Origin of the sequence: Bacteroides sp. AF25-5LB (assembly GCF_003602965.1) — a bacterium.
GTDB lineage: Bacteria > Bacteroidota > Bacteroidia > Bacteroidales > Bacteroidaceae > Bacteroides > Bacteroides uniformis.
Map to the genome: position 1 here is coordinate 483,961 of NZ_QTMC01000001.1, position 22,810 is coordinate 506,770.

Annotated in this window: 22 protein-coding genes and 1 pseudogene; 20 read left to right on the forward strand and 3 right to left on the reverse strand. The window is 48.5% G+C overall.

The genetic code is table 11. The features are described 5' to 3' along the window. Positions 1-9: 9 nt before the first annotated feature. From obgE to miaA, 20 genes and pseudogenes are all read left to right on the forward strand, one after another. Positions 10-1,191, forward strand: coding sequence for a GTPase ObgE (obgE, locus tag DWY57_RS02040; RefSeq protein ID WP_119961261.1), 1,182 nt, complete (start codon positions 10-12; stop codon positions 1,189-1,191). Further along, positions 1,188-1,997 (forward strand): peptidoglycan editing factor PgeF, encoded by an 810-nt coding sequence (pgeF, locus tag DWY57_RS02045; protein ID WP_117599429.1) that lies wholly within the window; start codon positions 1,188-1,190, stop codon positions 1,995-1,997. The genes obgE and pgeF overlap by 4 nt, the downstream gene beginning before the upstream one ends. Positions 1,998-2,031: 34 nt before the next feature. Then, positions 2,032-2,697 carry a phenylalanine--tRNA ligase beta subunit-related protein gene (locus tag DWY57_RS02050; protein ID WP_117599428.1) on the forward strand — a complete coding sequence of 222 codons (666 nt, stop codon included), beginning with the start codon at positions 2,032-2,034 and terminating at the stop codon, positions 2,695-2,697. Further along, the gene (locus tag DWY57_RS02055; RefSeq protein ID WP_117599427.1) at positions 2,698-3,417 is read left to right on the forward strand and encodes a M23 family metallopeptidase; all 720 of its coding nucleotides are present in this window, start codon (positions 2,698-2,700) and stop codon (positions 3,415-3,417) included. 9 nt (positions 3,418-3,426) lie between these two features. After that, positions 3,427-4,428, forward strand: coding sequence for a PhoH family protein (locus DWY57_RS02060; RefSeq protein WP_117599426.1), 1,002 nt, complete (start codon positions 3,427-3,429; stop codon positions 4,426-4,428). 26 nt (positions 4,429-4,454) lie between these two features. Next, positions 4,455-5,396 carry a phosphoribosylaminoimidazolesuccinocarboxamide synthase gene (locus DWY57_RS02065; RefSeq protein ID WP_117599425.1) on the forward strand — a complete coding sequence of 314 codons (942 nt, stop codon included), beginning with the start codon at positions 4,455-4,457 and terminating at the stop codon, positions 5,394-5,396. Between the two features lie 89 nt (positions 5,397-5,485). Beyond that, complete coding sequence (gene ubiE / locus DWY57_RS02070; protein WP_098032550.1) at positions 5,486-6,223, forward strand: bifunctional demethylmenaquinone methyltransferase/2-methoxy-6-polyprenyl-1,4-benzoquinol methylase UbiE; 738 nt, start codon at positions 5,486-5,488, stop codon at positions 6,221-6,223. A gap of 30 nt (positions 6,224-6,253) precedes the next feature. Continuing rightward, positions 6,254-7,000: a shikimate dehydrogenase gene (locus DWY57_RS02075; RefSeq protein WP_005835363.1), complete on the forward strand. Its 747-nt coding sequence runs from the start codon at positions 6,254-6,256 to the stop codon at positions 6,998-7,000. Then, entirely contained in the window at positions 7,000-7,995 is a 996-nt protein-coding gene (locus DWY57_RS02080) for an alpha/beta hydrolase (RefSeq protein ID WP_117599423.1), read from the forward strand. Before DWY57_RS02075 ends, DWY57_RS02080 begins: the two co-directional genes overlap by 1 nt. Positions 7,996-8,035: 40 nt before the next feature. Then, positions 8,036-8,944 (forward strand): TPM domain-containing protein, encoded by a 909-nt coding sequence (locus tag DWY57_RS02085; protein WP_117599422.1) that lies wholly within the window; start codon positions 8,036-8,038, stop codon positions 8,942-8,944. A 171-nt stretch (positions 8,945-9,115) separates the two neighbouring features. Next, positions 9,116-9,697, forward strand: a complete 582-nt coding sequence (locus tag DWY57_RS02090; RefSeq protein WP_117599456.1) for a LemA family protein — start codon at positions 9,116-9,118, stop codon at positions 9,695-9,697. Between the two features lie 112 nt (positions 9,698-9,809). After that, positions 9,810-10,979, forward strand: coding sequence for an AIR synthase-related protein (locus DWY57_RS02095; protein WP_117599421.1), 1,170 nt, complete (start codon positions 9,810-9,812; stop codon positions 10,977-10,979). 4 nt (positions 10,980-10,983) lie between these two features. Further along, positions 10,984-12,096, forward strand: a complete 1,113-nt coding sequence (gene prfA, locus DWY57_RS02100; protein ID WP_117599420.1) for a peptide chain release factor 1 — start codon at positions 10,984-10,986, stop codon at positions 12,094-12,096. Positions 12,097-12,216: 120 nt separating this feature from the next. Then, positions 12,217-13,047: an orotidine-5'-phosphate decarboxylase gene (pyrF, locus tag DWY57_RS02105; protein WP_117599419.1), complete on the forward strand. Its 831-nt coding sequence runs from the start codon at positions 12,217-12,219 to the stop codon at positions 13,045-13,047. Positions 13,048-13,053: 6 nt separating this feature from the next. Continuing rightward, positions 13,054-14,281, forward strand: a pseudogene (locus DWY57_RS02110) (HD domain-containing protein). An 84-nt stretch (positions 14,282-14,365) separates the two neighbouring features. Further along, a complete protein-coding gene (gene lpxD / locus DWY57_RS02115) occupies positions 14,366-15,406 on the forward strand; it encodes a UDP-3-O-(3-hydroxymyristoyl)glucosamine N-acyltransferase (RefSeq protein WP_117599417.1) in 1,041 nt (346 codons plus the stop codon). Positions 15,407-15,409: 3 nt separating this feature from the next. Further along, positions 15,410-16,795, forward strand: a complete 1,386-nt coding sequence (locus tag DWY57_RS02120) for a bifunctional UDP-3-O-[3-hydroxymyristoyl] N-acetylglucosamine deacetylase/3-hydroxyacyl-ACP dehydratase (protein WP_005823709.1) — start codon at positions 15,410-15,412, stop codon at positions 16,793-16,795. A gap of 137 nt (positions 16,796-16,932) precedes the next feature. Next, positions 16,933-17,709 (forward strand): acyl-ACP--UDP-N-acetylglucosamine O-acyltransferase, encoded by a 777-nt coding sequence (gene lpxA / locus DWY57_RS02125; protein WP_009037103.1) that lies wholly within the window; start codon positions 16,933-16,935, stop codon positions 17,707-17,709. A gap of 55 nt (positions 17,710-17,764) precedes the next feature. Next, positions 17,765-18,319, forward strand: a complete 555-nt coding sequence (locus DWY57_RS02130; RefSeq protein ID WP_057282010.1) for a hypothetical protein — start codon at positions 17,765-17,767, stop codon at positions 18,317-18,319. A gap of 65 nt (positions 18,320-18,384) precedes the next feature. Further along, complete coding sequence (gene miaA / locus DWY57_RS02135) at positions 18,385-19,290, forward strand: tRNA (adenosine(37)-N6)-dimethylallyltransferase MiaA (RefSeq protein ID WP_117599416.1); 906 nt, start codon at positions 18,385-18,387, stop codon at positions 19,288-19,290. Here miaA and DWY57_RS02140 read toward each other — a convergent pair. The 3 genes from DWY57_RS02140 to DWY57_RS02150 form a co-directional block, all read right to left on the reverse strand. Then, complete coding sequence (locus DWY57_RS02140) at positions 19,266-20,507, reverse strand: hypothetical protein (RefSeq protein ID WP_117599415.1); 1,242 nt, start codon at positions 20,505-20,507, stop codon at positions 19,266-19,268. The genes miaA and DWY57_RS02140 overlap by 25 nt on opposite strands. Before the next feature lie 102 nt (positions 20,508-20,609). Next, positions 20,610-21,380 carry a TlpA disulfide reductase family protein gene (locus DWY57_RS02145; RefSeq protein ID WP_117599414.1) on the reverse strand — a complete coding sequence of 257 codons (771 nt, stop codon included), beginning with the start codon at positions 21,378-21,380 and terminating at the stop codon, positions 20,610-20,612. A gap of 12 nt (positions 21,381-21,392) precedes the next feature. After that, positions 21,393-22,810, reverse strand: a 1,418-nt coding sequence (locus DWY57_RS02150) for an energy transducer TonB (protein WP_119961262.1), incomplete at its 5' end; no start/stop codon positions are given.

Consider the following 22,810-nt stretch of genomic DNA (forward strand, 5'->3'; position numbering starts at 1 on the left):
AAACAGAATATGGCTGAATCGAATTTTGTTGACTACGTAAAAATATATTGCCGCTCCGGAAAGGGCGGACGAGGTTCTACGCATATGCGGCGTGAGAAATACATACCCAACGGAGGCCCCGACGGAGGTGACGGAGGACGAGGAGGCCATGTCATCCTGCGGGGTAACCGCAACTACTGGACGCTACTCCATCTGAAGTACGATCGCCACATCCTGGCAGGTCACGGAGAATCCGGTTCCAAAAACCGCAGTTTCGGAAAAGACGGAGCGGACAAGGTGATTGAAGTGCCCTGCGGCACGGTGGTGTACAACGCCGAAACGGGTGAATATATCTGCGACGTCACCGAGCACGAACAAGAAGTCATCTTGCTGAAAGGCGGACGCGGAGGTCTGGGTAACTGGCACTTCAAAACCGCCACACGCCAGGCTCCCCGCTTTGCACAACCGGGCGAACCGATGCAGGAGTTGACGGTAATCATGGAACTGAAGCTGCTGGCAGACGTCGGTCTGGTAGGTTTCCCCAATGCAGGAAAATCCACTTTACTGGCATCCGTTTCTGCGGCGAAGCCCAAAATCGCCAATTATCCGTTTACAACGCTGGAACCCAATCTGGGCATCGTGTCCTATCGCGACAGCAAATCGTTTGTGATGGCGGACATTCCCGGCATCATCGAAGGAGCCAGTGCCGGCAAAGGCTTAGGATTGCGTTTCCTGCGCCACATCGAGCGCAACTCATTGTTGCTGTTCATGGTGCCTGCCGACAGTAACGACATCCGTAAGGAATACGAAATCCTGTTGAACGAGCTTCGCACTTTCAACCCCGAAATGCTGGACAAACAGAGAGTGCTTGCCGTCACCAAATGCGACATGCTCGACCAGGAACTGATGGACGAGATAGAGCCGACACTGCCCGAAGGGATTCCGCATATATTCATCTCTGCTGTCTCCGGCATGGGCATCTCTACGCTGAAAGACATCCTTTGGGAAGAGCTGAACAAGGAAAGTAATAAGATAGAAGGCAAAGTGGACAGCATTGCCCATCGCGCCAAAGACCTCAGCCACCTGCAGGAAGAATTGAAAGAAGAGGGTGAGGACGAGGACCTCAGCTATGAATACGTCAATGACGACAAGGACATAGAGGACCTCGAGGACTTTGAATACGAAGAAGATTGGGAGGAAGATAAAAAATGATTCCTCTTACAGAAGATAGGAAAATGTTGGGATATGAGCTGCTTGCCTCATATCCCGGCATTTCTTGTTTTGTAACCACCCGCCACGGTGGATGCAGCCAAGGTAACTATGCCTCCCTCAACTGTACACCTTACACGGGAGACGAAGCCGAAGCTGTACGCCGCAACCAGGAAATAGTATGTTCTTCCCTGCCCCAACGCCCCCAAGAACTGGTCATCCCGTTTCAGACCCACGGGACAAAGGCACTTGTCATTGACGGAACTTATCTGCATGCAACAGCAGAAGAACGCCACTCCATGTTGCAGGGCATTGATGCACTGATAACCCGTGAACCGGGCTGCTGCATCTGCATCTCTACGGCAGACTGCATTCCCATCCTGCTCTACGACCGGAAGAATGCCGTGATAGCCGCTGTTCATGCCGGATGGCGTGGCACTGTGAATTACATCCTCGGCCACACACTCGACAAGATGAGTGCCTGCTATGGCACAGAGGGTAAAGAAGTGATAGCCTGCATCGGCCCCGGCATCTCCCTTTCTGCCTTCGAGGTAGGCGACGAAGTCTATGAAACATTCCGCAAGAACGGTTTCCAGATGGATTACATCTCCGAATGGAAACCCGACACCCACAAATACCATATCGACCTATGGGCTGCCAACCGACTGCAACTGCTGGACTTCGGAGTACCTTCCGCACAAGTGGAGACGGCAGGCATCTGCACATACACCCGACACGAAGAATTCTTCTCCGCACGCAGGCTGGGTATCAAATCCGGAAGATTACTGTCAGGAATCATGTTAAAATGAAATTGAGATAAAGAACATATTCAAGCATATTATAATGTATCATATCACACTTTCTAAAGAAATCAAACAGAATTGCTCCGAATTCCGTGGTGCGGCCGTATTTGCCGAAGTGACAAATACCGCATATAGCGAAGGGTTGTGGCAGGAAATCGCAACTTTCACCCAAGAGCTAAGAGCCCGTGAAACCACGGACAGCATCAAGTACCAACCTGTCATTGCCGCCACCCGTGAAGCCTACAAACGTTGCGGCAAAGACCCCAGCCGCTACCGTCCCTCGGCCGAAGCACTGAGACGACGACTGCTACGCGGATTGGAACTCTATCAGATAGATACATTGGTAGACCTTATCAACCTTGTTTCCTTACGTACGGGTCACTCTATCGGCGGATTTGATGCCGACGAGATACAAGGAACCGACCTTGAACTGGGCATAGGACGTGCAGAGGAATCGTTCGAGGGTATAGGCCGTGGCATGCTGAACATAGAAGGGCTACCCGTCTACCGCGACCGTATAGGCGGTATCGGTACCCCGACCAGTGACCACGAACGCACCAAGATGAAACTGGAAACCCGCCATATCCTTGCCATTGTCAACGGCTACAACGGGCAGGAAGGCCTGAAAGAAGCAGCCGAAATGATATTGGGACTGTTGGAGAAATATGCTTCCTCTACCGGTGGGACCATACAATATTTTGAATAAATGAGAATACGCGTTCTTGTCCCTCTCCTACTCATAGCCCTTGGTGCCACGGCACAAGGGAAAAAAGCGGTCTTTTCCGCCATGGAAACCAACCATATCCGCGTTGCCACTCCAGGACTGTTTTCGCAAAGAGAACTGATAGAGCTACCTTTGGAGGACATTCCGGACACGGAATACTCCTTTCCTCTGCCCGGAGGAAAAGTCATCTCCCCTTACGGACGGGGGCGGGGACGCCACAGCGGCATAGACATCAAGACCTGCGCCAAAGACACCATACGGAGTGCCTTCAACGGCGTAGTACGGATGTCCAAGCCTTACAGCGCCTACGGCAATGTCGTTGTCGTACGCCATGACTTCGGACTGGAAACGATATACAGCCACAACTTCAAAAACCTTGTACATTGTGGCGACACGGTCAAAGCCGGACAGCCCATCGCACTGACCGGACGTACCGGACGCGCCTCTACCGAGCATCTCCACTTTGAGACACGAGTCAACGGCCAGCACTTCGACCCCAATATCATCTTCAACATGAAGGAGCAGACGCTGAACCGGCAACGCATCGGATGCTCAAAAAAAGGAAACGGCATCGTCGTGCAACAATTGCCGGCAATCTACCCGAAGCCTCTGCAAAAAAAATACCCGATAGAACCATTTAAGTATCCAAACGTTTCACTACATTTGCAAAACGTTTCACTAAAAGAACGAATTGAACTTTAAAGCATATCAATGATAGAAAAACTGATTGTTCTTGAAGATATTGATCCGGTAATATTCTACGGCGTAAACAACGCCAACATGCAACTGATAAAAGCCCTGTATCCCAAGCTTCGTATCATCGCCCGTGGCAATGTCATCAAAGTATTGGGTGATGAGGAGGAAATGTGTGCATTCGAGGAGAACATCACCAAACTGGAAAAACACTGTGCCGAGTACAACTCTTTGAAAGAAGAGGTCATTATAGACATCATCAAAGGCAATGCCCCGCAAGCAGAGAAATCGGGCAATGTCATTGTATTCAGCGTAACCGGAAAGCCGATTATCCCGCGCAGCGAGAACCAGCTGAAACTGGTGGAGGCTTTTGCCAAGAACGACATGCTGTTTGCCATCGGTCCTGCCGGTTCCGGAAAGACTTATACTGCCATCGCGCTTGCTGTGCGGGCACTGAAAAACAAAGAAATCAAGAAAATCATCCTCAGCCGCCCCGCTGTAGAAGCCGGAGAAAAGCTCGGTTTCCTGCCCGGCGACATGAAGGACAAGATAGACCCGTATCTGCAACCGCTCTATGACGCCCTGCAGGACATGATACCTGCTGCCAAGCTGAAAGAGTACATGGAGCTGAACATCATCCAGATTGCCCCCCTCGCCTTTATGCGCGGACGCACACTGAACGATGCCGTCGTCATTCTGGACGAAGCGCAGAACACCACCACCCAGCAAATCAAAATGTTCCTCACCCGCATGGGAATGAACACCAAGATGATTGTCACGGGAGACATGACGCAGATTGACTTGCCTTCCTCCCAGACATCCGGTCTGGTGCAGGCACTCCGTATTCTGAAAGGAGTGAAAGGCATCAGCTTCGTGGAACTGAACAAGAAAGACATCGTAAGGCATAAGCTTGTCACCCAAATTGTGGAGGCCTACGAAAAGTTTGACAAAGAAGCGAAAGCGGAGCGCGAAAGACGCAAGGCCGAACAAGCCAATAGCAAGATTGAACAGAAACAGTAAATTCTCAAATCGTAAATATTACAAAGATGAAAGCATTAACAAAAACAGATTTCAACTTTCCCGGACAGAAAAGTGTCTATCATGGGAAGGTTCGTGATGTGTACAACATCAATGGCGAGAAGTTGGTCATGGTAGCTACCGACCGTATCTCAGCCTTCGACGTAGTATTGCCCAAAGGCATTCCTTTCAAGGGACAAATGCTGAACCAGATTGCAGCCAAGTTTCTGGATGCCACCACCGACATCTGCCCCAACTGGAAAATGGCTACTCCCGACCCGATGGTGACGGTAGGCGTGATGTGTGAAGGATTCCCCGTAGAAATGATTGTACGCGGTTACCTCTGCGGCAGTGCATGGCGCGCTTACAAAAGCGGTGTCCGTGAAATCTGCGGTGTGAAACTGCCCGAAGGAATGAAGGAGAACCAGAAGTTCCCCGAACCCATCATCACCCCGACTACCAAAGCCGAAATTGGCGAACACGATGCCGACATCTCCAAAGAAGAAATCCTAGCACAAGGACTTGCCACGCCCGAAGAATATGCCGTATTGGAAAAATACACAATGGCTCTCTTCAAACGCGGTACAGAGATTGCAGCGGAACGCGGATTGATTCTGGTAGACACCAAATACGAATTCGGTAAGCACGACGGCAAGATTTATCTGATGGACGAAATCCATACCCCGGACTCCAGCCGTTATTTCTACTCCGAAGGCTACGAAGAACGTTTTGCCAAAGGCGAACCGCAGAAACAACTTTCCAAGGAATTTGTACGCGAATGGCTGATGGACAACGGTTTTCAGGGTAAGGAAGGACAGCAGGTACCGGAAATGACAGACGAAATCGTTACTTCAATCAGCGAACGTTACATCGAACTGTACGAACACATCACTGGCGAGAAGTTCGTAAAGGAAGATACCGACAACATTGCCGAACGCATTGAAAAGAATGTAACTAATTACTTAATGTGATAATATGCCAATGTGCTAATGACCTTGCGGCATAATAGCGCAGCCAATTAGCACATTGGCGTATCAGCACATTAGCACATAAAAAAATCATGGATTACCCCCAAGAACACATCAAGCCCTACGGCGCTGACGGTAAGAAGAGCGAACAAGTGGAAGAAATGTTCGACAACATCGCTCCCGCCTACGACAAGCTGAATCACACCCTATCCATGGGTATTGACCGCAGCTGGCGCAGGAAGGCAATCAAATACCTCCTTCCTTTCCACCCCCGACGTATCATGGACGTAGCTACCGGCACCGGTGATTTCGCCATCCTTGCATGCCGCGAACTGCAACCCGATGCTTTGATTGGTACCGACATCTCGGAAGGCATGATGAATGTGGGGCGCGAAAAAGTAAAACGGGCGCACCTCTCGGACAAGATTTCATTTGCCCGGGAGGACTGCACCTCTCTCTCGTTTGCCGATGAGAGTTTCGATGCTGTAACCGTAGCGTTCGGCATCCGCAACTTCGAAGGGCTGGATAAAGGACTGTCCGAAATGTGCCGCGTACTGACGGCCGGCGGACATCTTGTCATACTGGAACTCTCCACGCCGGACCGCTTCCCGATGAAACAACTGTTTACCATTTACTCCAAAGTCGTTATCCCCCTGCTCGGTAAATGTATTTCGAAAGACAACAGCGCCTACACTTATCTGCCGGAAAGCATCCGTGCCTTCCCTCAAGGAGAAGTGATGCAGGAAGTTATCCGCAAGGCCGGTTTCAGTGAAGTACACTTCAAGCGGCTCACTTTCGGAATATGTACGTTGTATACAGCCAGAAAATAATCATTAATTCCCCTTTAACACACCCTCATTATGCAGAAATACGGTTTAATAGGTTACCCGTTGAAACATTCCTTTTCCATCGGATATTTCAATGAGAAATTCACGGCAGAAAACATTGATGCAGAATATGTAAACTTCGAAATTCCACGTATCGAGGATTTCATGGAAGTTATAGAGGAAAACCCTAACCTCTGTGGACTGAATGTGACCATTCCCTACAAGGAGCAAGTCATCCCCTATCTGGACGAACTGGACAAAGACACCGCCAAGATAGGCGCCGTCAATGTCATCAAGATTATCCGCCTTCCCAAAGGCAAGGTAAAGCTGGTTGGCTACAATTCCGACATCATAGGATTCACACAATCCATAGAACCGCTTTTGCAACCACATCACAAGAAAGCCCTGATTCTGGGCACCGGCGGCGCATCGAAAGCCGTATATCGCGGGCTGGAGAACCTGGGTATAAAAAGTACCTTCGTATCGCGCACCAAGAAAGAGGACAAATACCTCACTTACGAAGAGCTGACACCGGAAATCATGCAGGAGTACACGGTGATTGTCAACTGTACCCCCGTAGGCATGTACCCCAAAGTGGACTTCTGTCCCAACATTCCTTACGAGCTACTGACCCCCAACCATTTGCTCTACGATTTGTTATATAATCCAAACGAAACCCTCTTCATGAAGAAAGGCCAGGCACAAGGAGCCGTCACCAAGAACGGACTGGAGATGTTGCTGTTGCAGGCCTTTGCCGCATGGGAAATTTGGAATAAATAATGAAAAAAGCCATAAAATATTCAATTCTCAGTCTGGCCGCCCTCTGCACCCTACTGTTGTGCGGAGGGTACTATATGCTGGGCTATTCCCTGAAACCGGACGACCTCGTTTCACGCAGCCGCAACATAGCCGCATCCTACGATTTCATGTACGAGCGCTACCCCGAACTGCACCCCTGGGTGGATAGCCTGATGACCGCAGGAGCACTGAAGGACTTCTACATCGAGAACGACCGCGGAGAGACGCTGCATGCGCTCTATGTTGCCGCTGCCCGCCCTACCGACAAAACGGCAGTCATCGTACATGGATATACGGACAACGCCGTGCGCATGCTGATGATAGGTTATTTGTACAGCAAGGAGATGGGCTTCAATATCCTGCTGCCCGACCTTTACGGACACGGGATGAGCGAAGGAAACCATGTACAGATGGGCTGGAAAGACCGGCTCGACGTGTTGCAATGGACCGAAACCGCCGATGAGCTTTTCGGACGCAGCCATACGGACAGCATAGCGTCCCGCAGTACAAAGATGGTAGTACACGGCATCTCCATGGGAGCCGCCACCACCATGATGGTATCCGGCGAAGTGGAACACGGACAATACCAACAGCCATTCATCAAGTGTTTTGTGGAAGACTGCGGTTACACAAGCGTATGGGATGAGTTTCGCGGGGAGTTGAAAGAACAGTTCGGACTGCCCTCTTTCCCCCTACTGCATACTGCAAGCTGGCTTTGCCGGCAGGAGTACGGATGGGATTTCCGCGAAGCTTCTGCCCTGGAGCAAGTAAAGAAATGTACTTTGCCGATGCTCTTCATCCACGGTGATGCCGACACCTTTGTACCGACGTGGATGGTTTATCCCCTCTATGAAGCCAAGCCCGAACCCAAAGAATTATGGATTGTACCCGGTGCCACACATGCCATGTCTTACAAGGATTATCCGCAGGAATACACCGAGCATGTAAAGAAATTCGTAGGGAAATACATACATTGACGTGATTTTTCCTATCTTCGCCGCAACAAACATTGGTAATATGAAACGATTTATTTCCATAGCATTCTTCCTGTGCTTGTTCATATCCTTGCAGGCACAAGAAGTCTACACCACTAAGAACATTCCTAAAGTACACCTTCAGGACAAGACGCGTTATGTCTGCAACCCTGCCGACATCTTATCCAAAGAGGCATGTGCCGACATAGACCGCATGCTCTACGCATTGGAGCAGCAGACGGGTATTGAAACGGTAGTTGCCGTTGTTCCCTCCATCGGACAAGAAGACTGTTTTGATTTCTCACACCGGCTGCTCAATGAATGGGGAGTAGGGAAAAAAGAGAAAAACAACGGTCTGGTCATTCTGCTGGTAACCGATCAACGCTGCATCCAGTTTTATACGGGATACGGTTTGGAAGGGGACCTGCCTGACGCCATCTGCAAACGCATACAGACCAAATATATGATTCCCTATCTGAAAGACGGTAATTGGGATGCCGGAATGGTCGCGGGTGTAAAGGCGGTCTGTTCACGTCTTGACGGCACTATGGTGAATGACACGGAAGAGGAGGATGACCTCTCCGTAGGAGGTATCCTACTGGGACTTATCGGTTTCCTCGCAGTGGCATCTATTATAGGCATCCTTGCCCAACGCGCTGCCAACAAATGCCCCAACTGCGGACAACATAAATTGCAACGTAGCAGCAGCATACTCATCTCACGCCGCAATGGAGTGAAAACGGAAGATGTGACCTACACCTGCCGCAATTGCGGACATAAAGTAGTGCGCCGCCAGCAGTCATACGATGAAAACTACCGGGGAGGAGGCGGAGGTGGTCCGGTCATCTTCGGTGGTGGAGGTCTCTTCGGCGGAAATGGCGGAGGAGGCTTCAGCGGTGGTAGCTTCGGAGGCGGTATGGGAGGTGGCGGTGGAGCCGGTTCCCGGTTCTAACGCCGAGGATGTGTCATCTGTGCGCCATCAACCGTTTTGACACACCTTCGAGGATACTGGAAGAAAATAAAACGTTTACATAGAATATAATTAAATGATTAATAACTGCCTTCCCCTCCTCCCCTCTCTCTATCGGAGAGGAATCGGAGGTGAGGCCTAAAAATGAAAAGTATGAAGAAATCAACCATTATCATTATCGTTGTTATAGCTCTTCTCGCCATTTGGGGTGTAACCGGCTATAACGGACTCGTAACCATGGACGAAAATGTCAGCGGACAATGGTCGAACGTAGAAACCCAATACCAACGCCGTGCCGACCTGATTCCGAACTTGGTGAATACCGTGAAAGGATATGCCACGCACGAGAAGGAAACACTGGAAGGTGTAGTAGAAGCCCGCAGCAAAGCCACTCAAATCAAAGTGGATGCTGCAGACCTTACTCCGGAAAAGCTGGCTGAATATCAGAAAGCACAAGGTGCGGTGACTTCTGCCCTCGGTAAATTGCTTGCCATCACAGAAAACTATCCGGACTTGAAAGCAAATCAGAATTTCCTGGAACTGCAGGCACAGCTGGAAGGTACGGAAAACCGTATCAACGTAGCACGTACCAACTTCAACAATGCAGCCAAGAACTTCAATACAGCCATTCGCCGTTTCCCCAAGAATATCCTTGCCGGTCTCTTCGGTTTTGAGAAACGAGCTTATTTCGAAGCGGCAGAAGGAACGGAACAAGCTCCCCAGGTACAATTCTGATAAATACACAACTCTATAGCGAGGCACAAAGGCGAGAAACTTTGTGCCTCGCTTTGTGTTGTAGAAGATTAGATGTATCTTTGCACATTCAATTGAACAAACCTATTATCTCATGAGTAATCAACGATACATGATGCGAGGCGTCAGCGCATCAAAGGAAGATGTGCACAACGCCATCAAGAATATCGACAAAGGTATTTTCCCGCAGGCTTTCTGCAAAATTATCCCCGACATTTTGGGCGGTGACCCGGAGTATTGCAACATTATGCATGCCGATGGAGCAGGCACCAAGTCCAGTCTTGCCTATATGTACTGGAGGGAAACCGGCGACCTGGGTGTGTGGAAAGGCATTGCACAAGATGCACTGATTATGAACATCGACGACCTGCTTTGTGTGGGTGCGGTAGACAATATTCTGGTATCCTCTACCATCGGACGTAATAAACTTCTCATCCCCGGCGAAGTAATTTCAGCCATCATCAACGGTACGGACGAACTACTTGCCGAACTCCGCGAGATGGGCGTAGGCGTTTATGCCACCGGTGGCGAAACAGCCGACGTGGGCGACCTTGTACGTACCATTATCGTAGACTCGACAGTGACCTGCCGCATGAAGCGCTCAGATGTTATAGACAATGCCAATATCCGTCCGGGCGATGTGATTGTTGGTCTGGCATCTTACGGAAAGGCTACTTATGAGAAAGAATACAATGGCGGTATGGGCAGTAACGGACTGACCAGCGCACGCCACGATGTATTCTCCAAATACCTGGCAGAGAAATACCCTGAAAGCTATGACAAGGCTGTACCCGAAGAACTGGTATACAGTGGCAAGCTAAAACTGACAGACAGTGTCGAAGACAGTCCGCTGGATGCAGGAAAGCTGGTACTTTCCCCTACCCGCACCTACGCACCGGTAGTAAAGAAACTGCTCGATGCGCTCCGTCCCCAAATCCACGGTATGGTACACTGCTCGGGCGGCGCACAAACCAAGGTACTGCACTTTGTGGGAGACAACTGCCGTGTCATCAAAGACAATCTCTTCCCCGTTCCACCGTTGTTCAAGACCATCAAGGAGCAGAGCGATACGGACTGGAGCGAAATGTACAAGGTGTTCAATATGGGACATCGCCTGGAAGTGTACCTCTCTCCCGAACATGCAGAAGAGGTGATTGCTATTTCGAAGAGTTTCAACATCGATGCACAGATTGTAGGCCGCGTGGAAGAAAGCGACAAGAAAGAACTGATTATCAAGAGTGAATTCGGAGAGTTCAAGTATTAAATATATGGCAGACAACAATACCATACTCGAAAAGCTGGAAGGGCTTGTCGCCCGCTTCGAAGAAGTGTCGACCTTGATTACAGACCCGGCAGTGATTGCGGACCAGAAGCGTTACGTCAAGCTCACCAAAGAATATAAAGAACTGGGCGACCTGATGAATGCCCGCAAAGAGTACATGCAAGTACTGCGTGGCATAGAAGAAGCCAAAGAAATCATCGCCAACGAAACAGACCAGGAGATGCGCGAAATGGCACGCGAAGAGCTGGATGCCTGCCAAAACCGCCAACCGGAACTGGAAGAGCAGATAAAGCTGCTGCTCGTCCCCGCCGACCCGCAGGATGGCCGTAATGCCATCCTCGAAATTCGTGGCGGCACGGGTGGTGACGAAGCGGCAATCTTTGCCGGCGACCTCTTCCGCATGTACACCAAGTATTGCGAATCCAAGGGATGGAAAATGGAGATATCCAGCGCCAACGAAGGTGCAGCCGGCGGTTTCAAGGAAATTGTCTGCTCCGTGACGGGCGACAATGTATACGGCACACTGAAATATGAATCGGGCGTGCACCGCGTGCAGCGCGTACCGGCCACAGAAACGCAAGGACGGGTACACACCTCAGCCGCCAGTGTAGCCGTGCTTCCCGAAGCCGAAGAGTTCGACGTAGTTATCAACGAAGGTGAAATCAAGTGGGACACCTTCCGAAGCGGTGGTGCCGGCGGTCAGAACGTGAACAAGGTGGAATCCGGCGTGCGCCTGCGCTACAACTGGAAGAATCCCAACACAGGCATAGTCGAAGAAATCCTCATCGAATGTACCGAGACGCGCGACCAGCCCAAGAACAAGGAACGCGCCCTCTCGCGCCTACGTACCTTCATCTACGACAAGGAACACCAGAAGTACATCGACGATATCGCCTCCAAGCGTAAGACGATGGTCAGTACTGGCGACCGCTCTGCCAAGATACGCACCTACAACTATCCGCAAGGACGCATCACCGACCACCGCATCAACTACACCATTTATAATCTCGCCGCCTTTATGGACGGAGACATCCAAGACTGCATCGACCACCTGATTGTGGCGGAAAATGCAGAAAGGCTGAAAGAGAGCGAGCTGTAAGATAGTTACAAGAAACAAGTGACAAGTAGCTCGTAACTCATAACTAAAAAAACAACCAGCTGCCAGCCCACACGCTATCTCTCGTAGCTCGTAGCTTGTAGCCCGTAACTAAAAAATAATATGAACAAACAGCAATTATTCGAGAACATCAAGCGCAAGAAGTCATTTCTTTGCGTAGGTCTTGACACCGACATCAAGAAAATACCCGAACATCTTCTGAAAGAGGAAGACCCTATATTCGCTTTCAACAAAGCTATCATCGACGCTACTGCCGACCTCTGTATCGCCTACAAGCCCAATCTGGCATTTTATGAGAGTATGGGCGTGAAAGGCTGGATAGCTTTCGAGAAAACCGTAAATTACATCAAGCAGAACTATCCCGACCAATTCATCATTGCCGACGCCAAACGCGGTGACATCGGGAACACCTCTGCCATGTATGCCCGCACCTTCTTCGAAGAGCTGGATATAGATTCCGTAACCGTAGCTCCCTACATGGGCGAAGACAGTGTGACCCCGTTCCTTACGTACGAAGGCAAATGGGTAATCCTGCTTGCGTTGACCAGCAACAAAGGCTCGCACGACTTCCAGCTGACGGAAGACACCAACGGCGAACGCCTCTTCGAAAAAGTGCTCCGCAAATCCCAGGAGTGGGCCAGTGACGAACAGATGATGTACGTAGTAGGCGCCACACAAGGCCGCGCCTTCGAAGATATCCGCAAGATTGTTCCCGAACACTTTCTATTGGTTCCCGGCGTAGGCGCACAAGGCGGCTCCCTGGAAGAAGTCTGCAAGTATGGCATGAACAAGACTTGCGGCCTGATTGTCAACTCCAGCCGTGGCATCATCTACGTGGACAAGACAGAGAACTTCGCCGCCGCCAGCCGAAAAGCAGCCCAAGAAGTGCAGGCACAGATGGCGGAAGAGTTGAAAAAAGTGATTAACGGCTAACGCTTAATGTTCGAAAGAAAGATTATCAACGACCCTGTCTTCGGGTTCATCAACATACCAAAGGGGTTGTTGTACGATGTTGTACGACATCCTCTTTTGCAACGTCTAAACCGTATCAAGCAACTGGGGTTGTCCTCTGTCGTATATCCCGGTGCGCAGCATACACGGTTCCAACACTCTTTGGGAGCCTTCTACCTGATGAGTGAGGCCATCCAGCAACTTGCCACCAAAGGAAACTTTATCTTCGACAGCGAAGCCGAAGCTGTGGAAGCCGCTATCCTGATGCACGACATCGGCCACGGCCCCTTCTCCCACGTACTGGAAAATACTATCGTACAGGGCGTCTCCCACGAAGACATCTCCTTGATGCTGATGGAACGTATCAACAAGGAAATGAACGGACAGTTGACACTCGCCATTCAAATTTTCAAGGATGAATACCCCAAGCGCTTCCTGCACCAACTGGTAAGCGGGCAACTGGATATGGACCGCCTGGACTACCTGCGCCGCGACAGCTTCTATACCGGAGTGACCGAAGGCAACATTGGCTCCGCCCGCATCATCAAGATGCTGGATGTAAAGGATGACCACCTGGTAGTAGAGTCCAAAGGCATCTATTCTATTGAGAACTTCCTCACCGCCCGCCGCCTGATGTACTGGCAGGTCTACCTGCATAAGACCTCCGTTGCCTACGAGAAAATGCTGATTAGCGCCCTGCTCCGCGCCAAGGAACTGGCAAGCCGCGGCATAGACCTCTTTGCCTCACCCGCCTTGAAATTCTTTCTATACAACGACATCAGCCGGGAGGCATTCTACAACAATCCCGAATGTTTGGAGAATTTCATTCAGTTGGACGATAATGACATCTGGACTGCCCTCAAGGTATGGAGCCGTCATTCGGACAAGGTTTTGTCCACCTTGAGCGCCGGCATGATTAACCGAAACATCTTCAAAGTTGAGATTTCTACCGAACCTATTAGTGAGGAACGGAAAAAAGCACTAACTTTGCAAATCAGTGAACAACTGAACATCCCTCTCTCCGAAGCGAGATATTTCATCTCTACCCCCAGCATCGAGAAGAATATGTACGACGAGGCAGATGACAGTATTGACATCCTCTACAACGACGGCAGCATCAAGAATATTGCCGAAGCATCGGATATGCTCAATATCTCTCTTCTGTCCAAGAAAGTAAAAAAAATACTACTTATGCTACCAACGTTTGCATAGATAAGTATAAAATATTCACCTCAGGACAAGGAAATATAAAAAAAAAGTCCGTTATTTGCGTTTTGAAACCATCTAACAAGAATAAGACATGGAGTTCTCTGCTAAACAAATTGCAACATTTATCCAAGGAGAAATTGTTGGAGACGAGAATGCTACCGTTCACACCTTTGCGAAAATCGAAGAGGGAATACCGGGAGCCATCTCCTTCCTATCCAACCCCAAATATACCCCCTACATATACGAAACCCAATCAAGCATTGTTCTGGTAAATAAGGACTTTGTTCCGGAACAAGAAGTGAAAGCTACCTTGATTAAAGTGGACAATGCGTATGAAAGTCTTGCTAAATTGCTAAATCTTTATGAGCAAAGTAAACCAAAGCGAGTGGGAATTGACTCTCTGGCATTTGTTGCCGAAACAGCTAAAATTGGCAAGGATGTTTACATTGCGCCTTTTGCCTGCATTGACGAGCATGCAGAGGTGGGAGACAATACGGTCATTCATCCGCACGTCACGATTGGCAGCGGTGCCAAAGTAGGCAATGACTGTATTATTTACGCCAATTCAACCATCTACCACGATTGCCGGGTAGGAAACCACTGTATCCTGCACTCCGGTTGCGTTATCGGTGCAGACGGTTTCGGCTTCGCCCCCACTTCCGAGGGTTATGAAAAAATCCCGCAAATAGGCATTACCATTCTGGAAGACCATGTGGAAATCGGTGCCAACACGTGTGTGGACCGTGCTACTATGGGAGCTACCATCGTACATAGCGGCGTGAAACTGGATAATTTAATCCAGGTGGCACACAACGATGAAATAGGCTCCCACACCGTAATGGCGGCGCAAGTAGGTATAGCAGGTTCTACCAAGATAGGAGAATGGTGCATGTTCGGCGGTCAGGTAGGCATTGCAGGCCATATTCATATTGGCAATAAAGTAAACCTTGGCGCACAGTCTGGTGTTCCCAGTAGCATAAAAGACGGCAGCCAGCTTATCGGCACCCCTCCTATGGAGCTGAAACAATATTTCAAGGCATCCATCGTACAAAGAAGTTTGCCGGAAATGCAAGTGGAGCTACGCCAGCTCCGCAAAGAATTGAATGAACTTAAACAACAATTAAATAAGTAACCAATGTTAAAACAAAAGACTCTGAAAGATAGCTTTTCGCTTAGTGGAAAAGGTCTTCATACGGGACTTGACCTAACCGTTACTTTCAATCCTGCTCCGGATAACCATGGATACAAAATCCAACGTATCGACCTGGAAGGACAGCCAACCTTCGATGCCGTTGCAGACAACGTATCCGAAACTACCCGTGGAACTGTAATCTCCAAAAACGGAGTAAAGGTAAGCACAGTGGAGCATGGTATGGCAGCCCTCTATGCATTGGGTATCGATAACTGCCTGATACAGGTAAACGGACCGGAATTTCCCATTCTGGACGGAAGCGCCCAATATTATGTCAACGAAATAGAGCGCGTAGGCACTGTAGAACAAAATGCCGTAAAAGATTTCTATATCATCAAGTCCAAAATTGAATTCCGTGACGAAACAACCGGCTCTTCCATCATCGTATTGCCGGACGAGAACTTCAGCTTGAATGTATTGGTATCATACGACTCCAACATCCTCCCCAACCAGTTTGCAACGCTGGAAGACATGACGAAGTTCAAGGATGAAATCGCCGCAAGCCGTACTTTCGTGTTTGTACGCGAAATTGAGCCGTTGCTGCAAGCCGGTCTTATCAAGGGCGGCGACCTTGACAATGCGATTGTTATTTACGAACGCGAAATGTCCCAGGAGAACTATGACAAGCTGGCCGATGTGATGGGTGTTCCTCACATGGACGCCAAACAATTGGGATATATCAACCACAAACCTTTGGTGTGGCCCAATGAATGCGCCCGCCACAAGTTGCTCGACGTCATCGGTGACCTGGCTTTGATAGGCAAGCCCATCAAGGGCCGTATCATCGCTACCCGCCCGGGACACACCATCAACAATAAGTTCGCTCGCCAGATGCGCAAGGAAATCCGCCTGCACGAAATACAGGCTCCTACCTACGACTGCAACCGCGAACCGATTATGGATGTAAACCGCATCCGCGAACTTCTGCCTCACCGTTACCCGATGCAATTGGTGGACAAAGTCATAGAAATAGGTGCCAACTACATTGTAGGTGTCAAGAACGTAACTTCCAACGAACCTTTCTTCCAGGGACACTTCCCGCAGGAACCCGTAATGCCCGGTGTATTGCAGATAGAGGCAATGGCACAGACGGGAGGTTTGCTTGTACTGAATTCGGTGGATGAACCGGAACGTTACTCCACCTACTTCATGAAGATTGACGGTGTGAAATTCCGCCAGAAAGTGGTACCGGGAGACACGCTCATCTTCCGTGTAGAGCTGATGGCCCCCATACGCCGCGGCATCTCCACCATGAAAGGTTATGTGTTCGTAGGCGAAAAGGTGGTCTGCGAAGCAGAGTTTATGGCACAAATAGTTAAGAACAAATAAATAGATTTACGATTAGAAGATTTACGATTTACGATTCATATTACCCATAAGAATTATCACCTTCGGGTAAAATCGTATATACAGTAAATCGCAAGTAATCTCAATCGTAAATTGTAAATAGCTAAATCGTAAATAATATGATAAGTCCCTTAGCGTATATTCATCCCGAAGCTAAAATCGGAGAAAACGTAGAAATTGCTCCTTTTGTTTTCATTGACAAGAATGTGGTAATCGGTGATAACAACAAGATTATGGCAAACGCCAACATTCTGTACGGTGCACGCATCGGCAATGGAAACACCATTTTCCCGGGAGCCGTTATCGGTGCCATTCCCCAGGATTTAAAGTTCAGAGGGGAGGAAAGCACTGCTGAAATCGGAGACAACAATATCATACGTGAAAACGTAACTGTCAACCGCGGTACAGCTGCCAAAGGCAGAACCATTGTCGGCAACAACAATCTCTTGATGGAAAGTGTACACGTGGCGCATGATGCCCTAATAGGCAACGGCTGTATCATTGGCAACTCTACAAAAATGGCGGGTGAAATTGTCATCGACGATTATTCCATCATCAGCGCCAATGTACTGATGCACCAATTCTGCCATGTAGGTGGTTACGGCATGATACAGGGCGGCTGCCGTTTCAGCAAGGACATCCCGCCGTACATCATTGCCGGACGCGAGCCTATCTGCTATGCGGGAATCAATGTGGTAGGGTTACGCCGACGCGGCTTCTCCAACGAGACCATCGAGAAAATCCATGATGCCTATCGCATCATCTATCAAGGCGGCCTGAACAATACGGATGCCTTGAAGAAAATCGAGGATGAAATGGAAATGACACCGGAAATAAGCTATATCGTAAACTTTATACGTGAATCAGCCCGCGGCATTATCCCCGCAGGAAAATGAAAAACGTATGATTTACACAAAATCAGAAGTCAGAAATCATAAATTATAAATCATCATGATCTACAGATTTACAATCATCTCTGATGAGGTGGACGATTTTGTCAGAGAAATACAGATAGACCCGGAAGCTACCTTTTATGACTTCCATGAGGCGATTCTAAAGTCGGCAGGCTACACCAACGACCAGATGACTTCTTTCTTCATTTGCGATGATGACTGGGAAAAAGAAAAGGAAATTACGCTGGAAGAAATGGACGACAATCCGGAAATGGACAGTTGGGTGATGAAAGAGACCCAGCTGAGCGAACTGGTTGAAGACGAGAAGCAGAAACTTCTCTATGTATTCGATTATATGACTGAACGCTGCTTCTTCATCGAGCTTTCTGAAATCATTACCGGAAAAGAAATGAAAGGCGCCAAATGCACCAAGAAAGCGGGTGAAGCTCCCAAGCAGACCGTTGACTTTGAAGAAATGGCAGCTGCCGGCGGCTCCCTGGACTTGGACGAAAACTTTTACGGCGACCAAGACTTCGATATGGAAGATTTCGACAAAGAGGGTTTCGGCGGTTTGGACGAAGCCGGGAACTCCTTCGAAGAAGAGAAATATTAAACAGACATTATTCCCCTTCAGAAAGGCGCGGATTGTTATGGTTCGCGCCTAAATTTTATACCCGCATGCACACCCTAATCGTACTTATCGGCCCCACCGGAGTAGGCAAAACAGAATTAAGCCTCCGATTGGCAGAACATTTCCATACTTGTATCGTCTCGGCCGATTCGAGACAACTCTATGCAGATTTAAAGATAGGCACGGCTGCCCCTACACCGGAGCAGCTGCAACGGGTACAGCATCACTTCGTCGGTACCCTGAAGCTGACAGACTATTACAGTGCCGCCCAATACGAAGCGGAAGTAATGAAGCTGCTGGAAGACTTGTTTACAAAGCATAACACCATACTGCTGACCGGAGGCTCAATGATGTATGTAGATGCAGTCTGTAAAGGCATTGACGACATTCCGACCGTAGATGCCGATACACGCCAACTCATGCTGTACAAATACGAAACAGAAGGTCTGGAAAGACTTTGTGCGGAACTTAAGCTGTTGGACCCGGAATATTACAAAATAGTAGATTTGAAAAACCCAAAACGCGTAGTCCATGCTTTGGAAATCTGCTATATGACGGGCAAGACCTACACTTCCTTCCGCACCCAACAAAAGAAAGAACGCCCCTTCCGTATTATCAAAATAGGATTAACGCGTGACCGGGAAGAGCTTTATGAACGCATCAACTGCCGGGTGGACCAAATGGTGGAAGAGGGTTTGGTGGAAGAAGCGCGCATGGTCTATCCGCATAAAAGTCTAAATTCCCTAAATACAGTAGGCTACAAAGAAATATTCAAGTACCTGGACGGCGAATGGACATTACCCTTTGCCATTGAGAAGATAAAGCAGAACTCACGCATCTATTCCCGTAAGCAAATGACCTGGTTCAAACGGGACGAGGAAATCCGCTGGTTCCACCCTGAGCAGGAAAGAGAAATACTGGAATACTGTCATTGCTCCATCAAAGGCGTATAAGCCTTTCGGACAAGTGCTTCCACATCTTGATAAAGCTTCTGCATTTCTTGAGAATCAATGCTTCCTTGCTGTCTCCAACTGTCCAACAATGGGCATGTACGGCGAAACACCTCCGCCTCCACCGGAACAAGCTGTTGCATATAGCCGTTATTCTCCATATTGTACAGTTTTTCCCAATTCAGATAACGATTGGTTCCCATCCCCTGATTGTAACAGAAGACATTATTGGAAAGCCGGAGTGACCAATCACTGAGCGGAGCGGCAGCACACGCCTTGTCCCAACATACCATCGAAGGCAGAAATTTATCCGCATCCTTCACCCAAAGTGGCACGGCAATGCCCGTAGGAGAATATCCCAGCATTGTCCACATCGTAGTAAGTTCCGCCTTCTCACCCGGTTTTACGCCCTGCACCACAATGGAACAAGAAGTGCTGTTACGGGGAATAAAATCCTGGTCGACAAACCAACCGGAACCTTGCGGGCGATTAAACTTCCCGCTCCTCAAATCAATATCGAGCATGCAATTGCGGAACGAACGTGAAAGGTCATTGAAGATACCCTGAGGTGTCACCCCACCCGTTGCAGAAGCCTTCATCAATACCCGGTCTGCCTCCATATAGCGTACATAACCCGCTCCCCGGTTCACCTCACCGGCAAAAGAAAAGTTCGTACGGGCAATGTAACCGTAAGGAGCATCTTTCGGATCATTGGCATCATACATCGTATATTTATAGTAATCCACCTCAAACATGGCGGCACCGCCTTTGGCATCAATCACGCCAAAATTGGCTTCTATCAGGCTGGGCTTGGTGATGGTATCAAGAAAATGGCAGAAGTCCTCCACCGTGGCACAAACCTCCAAAGCACGGTAGATAATCCTCCCGTTGGCGGCACCCCGTTCTTCCCCATCTTTCACTTCCACCAGATTGTAGGATTGGGTGTTCATCAAGGCAAAGCCGGCGGAATTGGTACCGACCCATGCCTCCTTCAAATCAGGGAAATTGTCACTATTCACATCGGCAATGAAGTCATACTTCTCACCTTTCACATAAGCTACATGATTTCGCAGATAGTCCGTATCACGGTTTTTCCATAGCAACGGACGGCCGTCAAGAGTAACCTTTCCGGAAACGACGGCAGATGTACAAGCCAGAACCGGCTCGGCAAGAGTGAGCGCAGCAAGCAGTCCCAATATTAAAAAAAGATGTTTTATCATAACCTTCCCCTTCCTTAGATTTATATTCGCAAAGGTATGATAATCTGTGAAAGAGCAAAAGAAATCCTCTGAAATCCTTATCCCCTATTCATCAAGAAAGAATTATTCGCTGACAAGTTTCTGCAACTTATCCTGCATATACCGAAGTTTCGCAGTTCCAGTACCTTGTTCTATATGGCGGATAATACCTTTCTTATCCACCAGTATAGTGACCGGCATACCGCTCACATGAAAGGTCTCGAAGAAAAACAAGTCATCGGCTATCTGGGTAAAGAGAAAAGGACGGCTCTCTACAATTTTCTTTATTTGTGCAGCACTGTCAAAAGTCGTAGCAAGATAGGTTACATCAGGATAGACTTCCATCCATTTGTTCAGCTCCGGCATTTCACGGATACAAGGGCCACAGCCGGTATACCAGAAGTTCAAGACCATAGGACGGCCCACTACATCGGTATTAGTCCACTCCTTCCCTGCGGTATCTTTTACTTTGAACTCTGGAAAGGGTTTACCTATCCATTCCTCTGTCTTCAGAGTCCGTACGACAGAGACTATCGGGAGCTTCTGCCCTATCCCTCCACGATAACTCATCAAAAAGGCTTCCGCACCAGACACCTCTTCAGCAGGAGTAGCGTATTTTCTCACATCTTCAGGCAGCACAAAATCCCTGCACAAACGAAGTTCTGTAACCTCGTGTCCCACGCCGTCCTTATGTATAACGTAGGCTGCTACATTATCCGAATCCACACAAGGTGGCATGCCTTCGAAGAAAAGGCCATCCACTAAATAATATTTCTTACCTGCTGTCTGGGCAGAGCAAAGTCCTGCCCCCACAGCTATCAGAATTAGAAACAAAGAAAGAATTTTACTTGTCATAGTTGTTAGAGACTATTCATTTTTTAGTGTAATCGTAAGCTTGGATTGCGCCTTCACTTTGCTGGTAGCCATGCCTATATACGAAGCAACCAATACAGCATCCTTAGAAGGAACAGAAAGGACAAAATTACCATTGACATCGGTAACGCTTCCCGTAGTGGTACCTTCTATCAGAACAGCCGCACCAATAATAGGCTCGCCCTGCTCATCCACCACTTTGCCTTCCACTTTCATATTACCTTGAACGGAAGTCTTTTCTACAGCTTTAGTTTTTTTAGTAGCAATGTAAATCTCACCTTTTCCACCTGCCTCTTTCTTCACCTCAATGCTCTCAATATTCTCCGCAGGTATTAAATCATCGATAGTTTTAGTACCCAAATCAACCTTTTCTCCATCAATATAAATAGTCTTCGTTAAATCAAGACTACCGTTATGCTGTACTTTAGCGTTCTCTGTCACCTCTTTATCCCGACGGATAACTATACCTGGAGTTCCTTGTTTCAGGGTTATCAAAAGAACACCATTCTTTCCCTTTTCTCCATATAATTCCGTGGCAGATTTATCTTTCAAAACCGTTACACGCTCTATCTTATCAGGATCCAATGCACTCATGACAGATGGTGTCACCTCTTTTCCATCCACAATATACAGTGGTTCTTTCCCATTACCTGCATATCCTTCAACTGTAATACCATTGGCAGAAGAAGTTTTCTCAAGTTTGTCATCATCCAAACTGAACATCACCGGAACCGTATATTTCACCGCCACCGGCTGCCCCTTCTGTCTCCCTGGTTTCCACTTCGGCATATTACTTATCAAACGCAACGCTTCAGCATCCATATCCTTATCTACAGAACGGAGAAGTTTCGGTTCCTTGATACTTCCATCTTTATCCACCACAAATTGGACAGTCACACGCCCTTGCGTACCTTTCTCTTTGGCAGATGCCGGATAGCGCATATTGTCTTTCAGATAACTCATAAGAGCACTCATTCCACCTCCAGGAAATTCCGGCATCTCCTCTACCACTTCAAAGACCGGAGTCCCCTTCAACTGCTTGCGGACTTCCGTCGGTACATACTTCACATCAGCAGGTTTCATTGTGTCTCCTACACTTTCCGTCATTTTTGTTTCTACAATTGCAGCCAAATCGTTAACTTTGACGCTTGAAATCTCCTCCACTTTATTGGAGACTTCGGGACGGGCAAAAGCTGTTACTGCAATAGCAGCTACCGGAAGTACATAAAGATACTTCAAACGTGCCCACGGACTTGATTTTTCTTTTAACATCATAGTGATACGTTTTTTAAGTTTACTGTGATTAAAGCTGTTGGCCATAGAGTAGAGCCTTGTGCCGACAGCTTTTTTAATTAACCTTAATTCCGCAACACTATTATAAAATATTTTTTTTAAGTACCTGAGCAACAAAA

What these genes read in the sequence shown, in the direction of transcription:
- obgE (WP_119961261.1), top strand. Translation starts at nt 10, where the DNA reads ATGGCTGAATCGAATTTTGTTGACTACGTAAAAATATATTGCCGCTCC.
- pgeF (WP_117599429.1), top strand. Translation starts at nt 1,188, where the DNA reads ATGATTCCTCTTACAGAAGATAGGAAAATGTTGGGATATGAGCTGCTT.
- DWY57_RS02050 (WP_117599428.1), top strand. Translation starts at nt 2,032, where the DNA reads ATGTATCATATCACACTTTCTAAAGAAATCAAACAGAATTGCTCCGAA.
- DWY57_RS02055 (WP_117599427.1), top strand. Translation starts at nt 2,698, where the DNA reads ATGAGAATACGCGTTCTTGTCCCTCTCCTACTCATAGCCCTTGGTGCC.
- DWY57_RS02060 (WP_117599426.1), top strand. Translation starts at nt 3,427, where the DNA reads ATGATAGAAAAACTGATTGTTCTTGAAGATATTGATCCGGTAATATTC.
- DWY57_RS02065 (WP_117599425.1), top strand. Translation starts at nt 4,455, where the DNA reads ATGAAAGCATTAACAAAAACAGATTTCAACTTTCCCGGACAGAAAAGT.
- ubiE (WP_098032550.1), top strand. Translation starts at nt 5,486, where the DNA reads ATGGATTACCCCCAAGAACACATCAAGCCCTACGGCGCTGACGGTAAG.
- DWY57_RS02075 (WP_005835363.1), top strand. Translation starts at nt 6,254, where the DNA reads ATGCAGAAATACGGTTTAATAGGTTACCCGTTGAAACATTCCTTTTCC.
- DWY57_RS02080 (WP_117599423.1), top strand. Translation starts at nt 7,000, where the DNA reads ATGAAAAAAGCCATAAAATATTCAATTCTCAGTCTGGCCGCCCTCTGC.
- DWY57_RS02085 (WP_117599422.1), top strand. Translation starts at nt 8,036, where the DNA reads ATGAAACGATTTATTTCCATAGCATTCTTCCTGTGCTTGTTCATATCC.
- DWY57_RS02090 (WP_117599456.1), top strand. Translation starts at nt 9,116, where the DNA reads ATGAAGAAATCAACCATTATCATTATCGTTGTTATAGCTCTTCTCGCC.
- DWY57_RS02095 (WP_117599421.1), top strand. Translation starts at nt 9,810, where the DNA reads ATGAGTAATCAACGATACATGATGCGAGGCGTCAGCGCATCAAAGGAA.
- prfA (WP_117599420.1), top strand. Translation starts at nt 10,984, where the DNA reads ATGGCAGACAACAATACCATACTCGAAAAGCTGGAAGGGCTTGTCGCC.
- pyrF (WP_117599419.1), top strand. Translation starts at nt 12,217, where the DNA reads ATGAACAAACAGCAATTATTCGAGAACATCAAGCGCAAGAAGTCATTT.
- lpxD (WP_117599417.1), top strand. Translation starts at nt 14,366, where the DNA reads ATGGAGTTCTCTGCTAAACAAATTGCAACATTTATCCAAGGAGAAATT.
- DWY57_RS02120 (WP_005823709.1), top strand. Translation starts at nt 15,410, where the DNA reads ATGTTAAAACAAAAGACTCTGAAAGATAGCTTTTCGCTTAGTGGAAAA.
- lpxA (WP_009037103.1), top strand. Translation starts at nt 16,933, where the DNA reads ATGATAAGTCCCTTAGCGTATATTCATCCCGAAGCTAAAATCGGAGAA.
- DWY57_RS02130 (WP_057282010.1), top strand. Translation starts at nt 17,765, where the DNA reads ATGATCTACAGATTTACAATCATCTCTGATGAGGTGGACGATTTTGTC.
- miaA (WP_117599416.1), top strand. Translation starts at nt 18,385, where the DNA reads ATGCACACCCTAATCGTACTTATCGGCCCCACCGGAGTAGGCAAAACA.
- DWY57_RS02140 (WP_117599415.1), bottom strand. Translation starts at nt 20,507, where the DNA reads ATGATAAAACATCTTTTTTTAATATTGGGACTGCTTGCTGCGCTCACT.
- DWY57_RS02145 (WP_117599414.1), bottom strand. Translation starts at nt 21,380, where the DNA reads ATGACAAGTAAAATTCTTTCTTTGTTTCTAATTCTGATAGCTGTGGGG.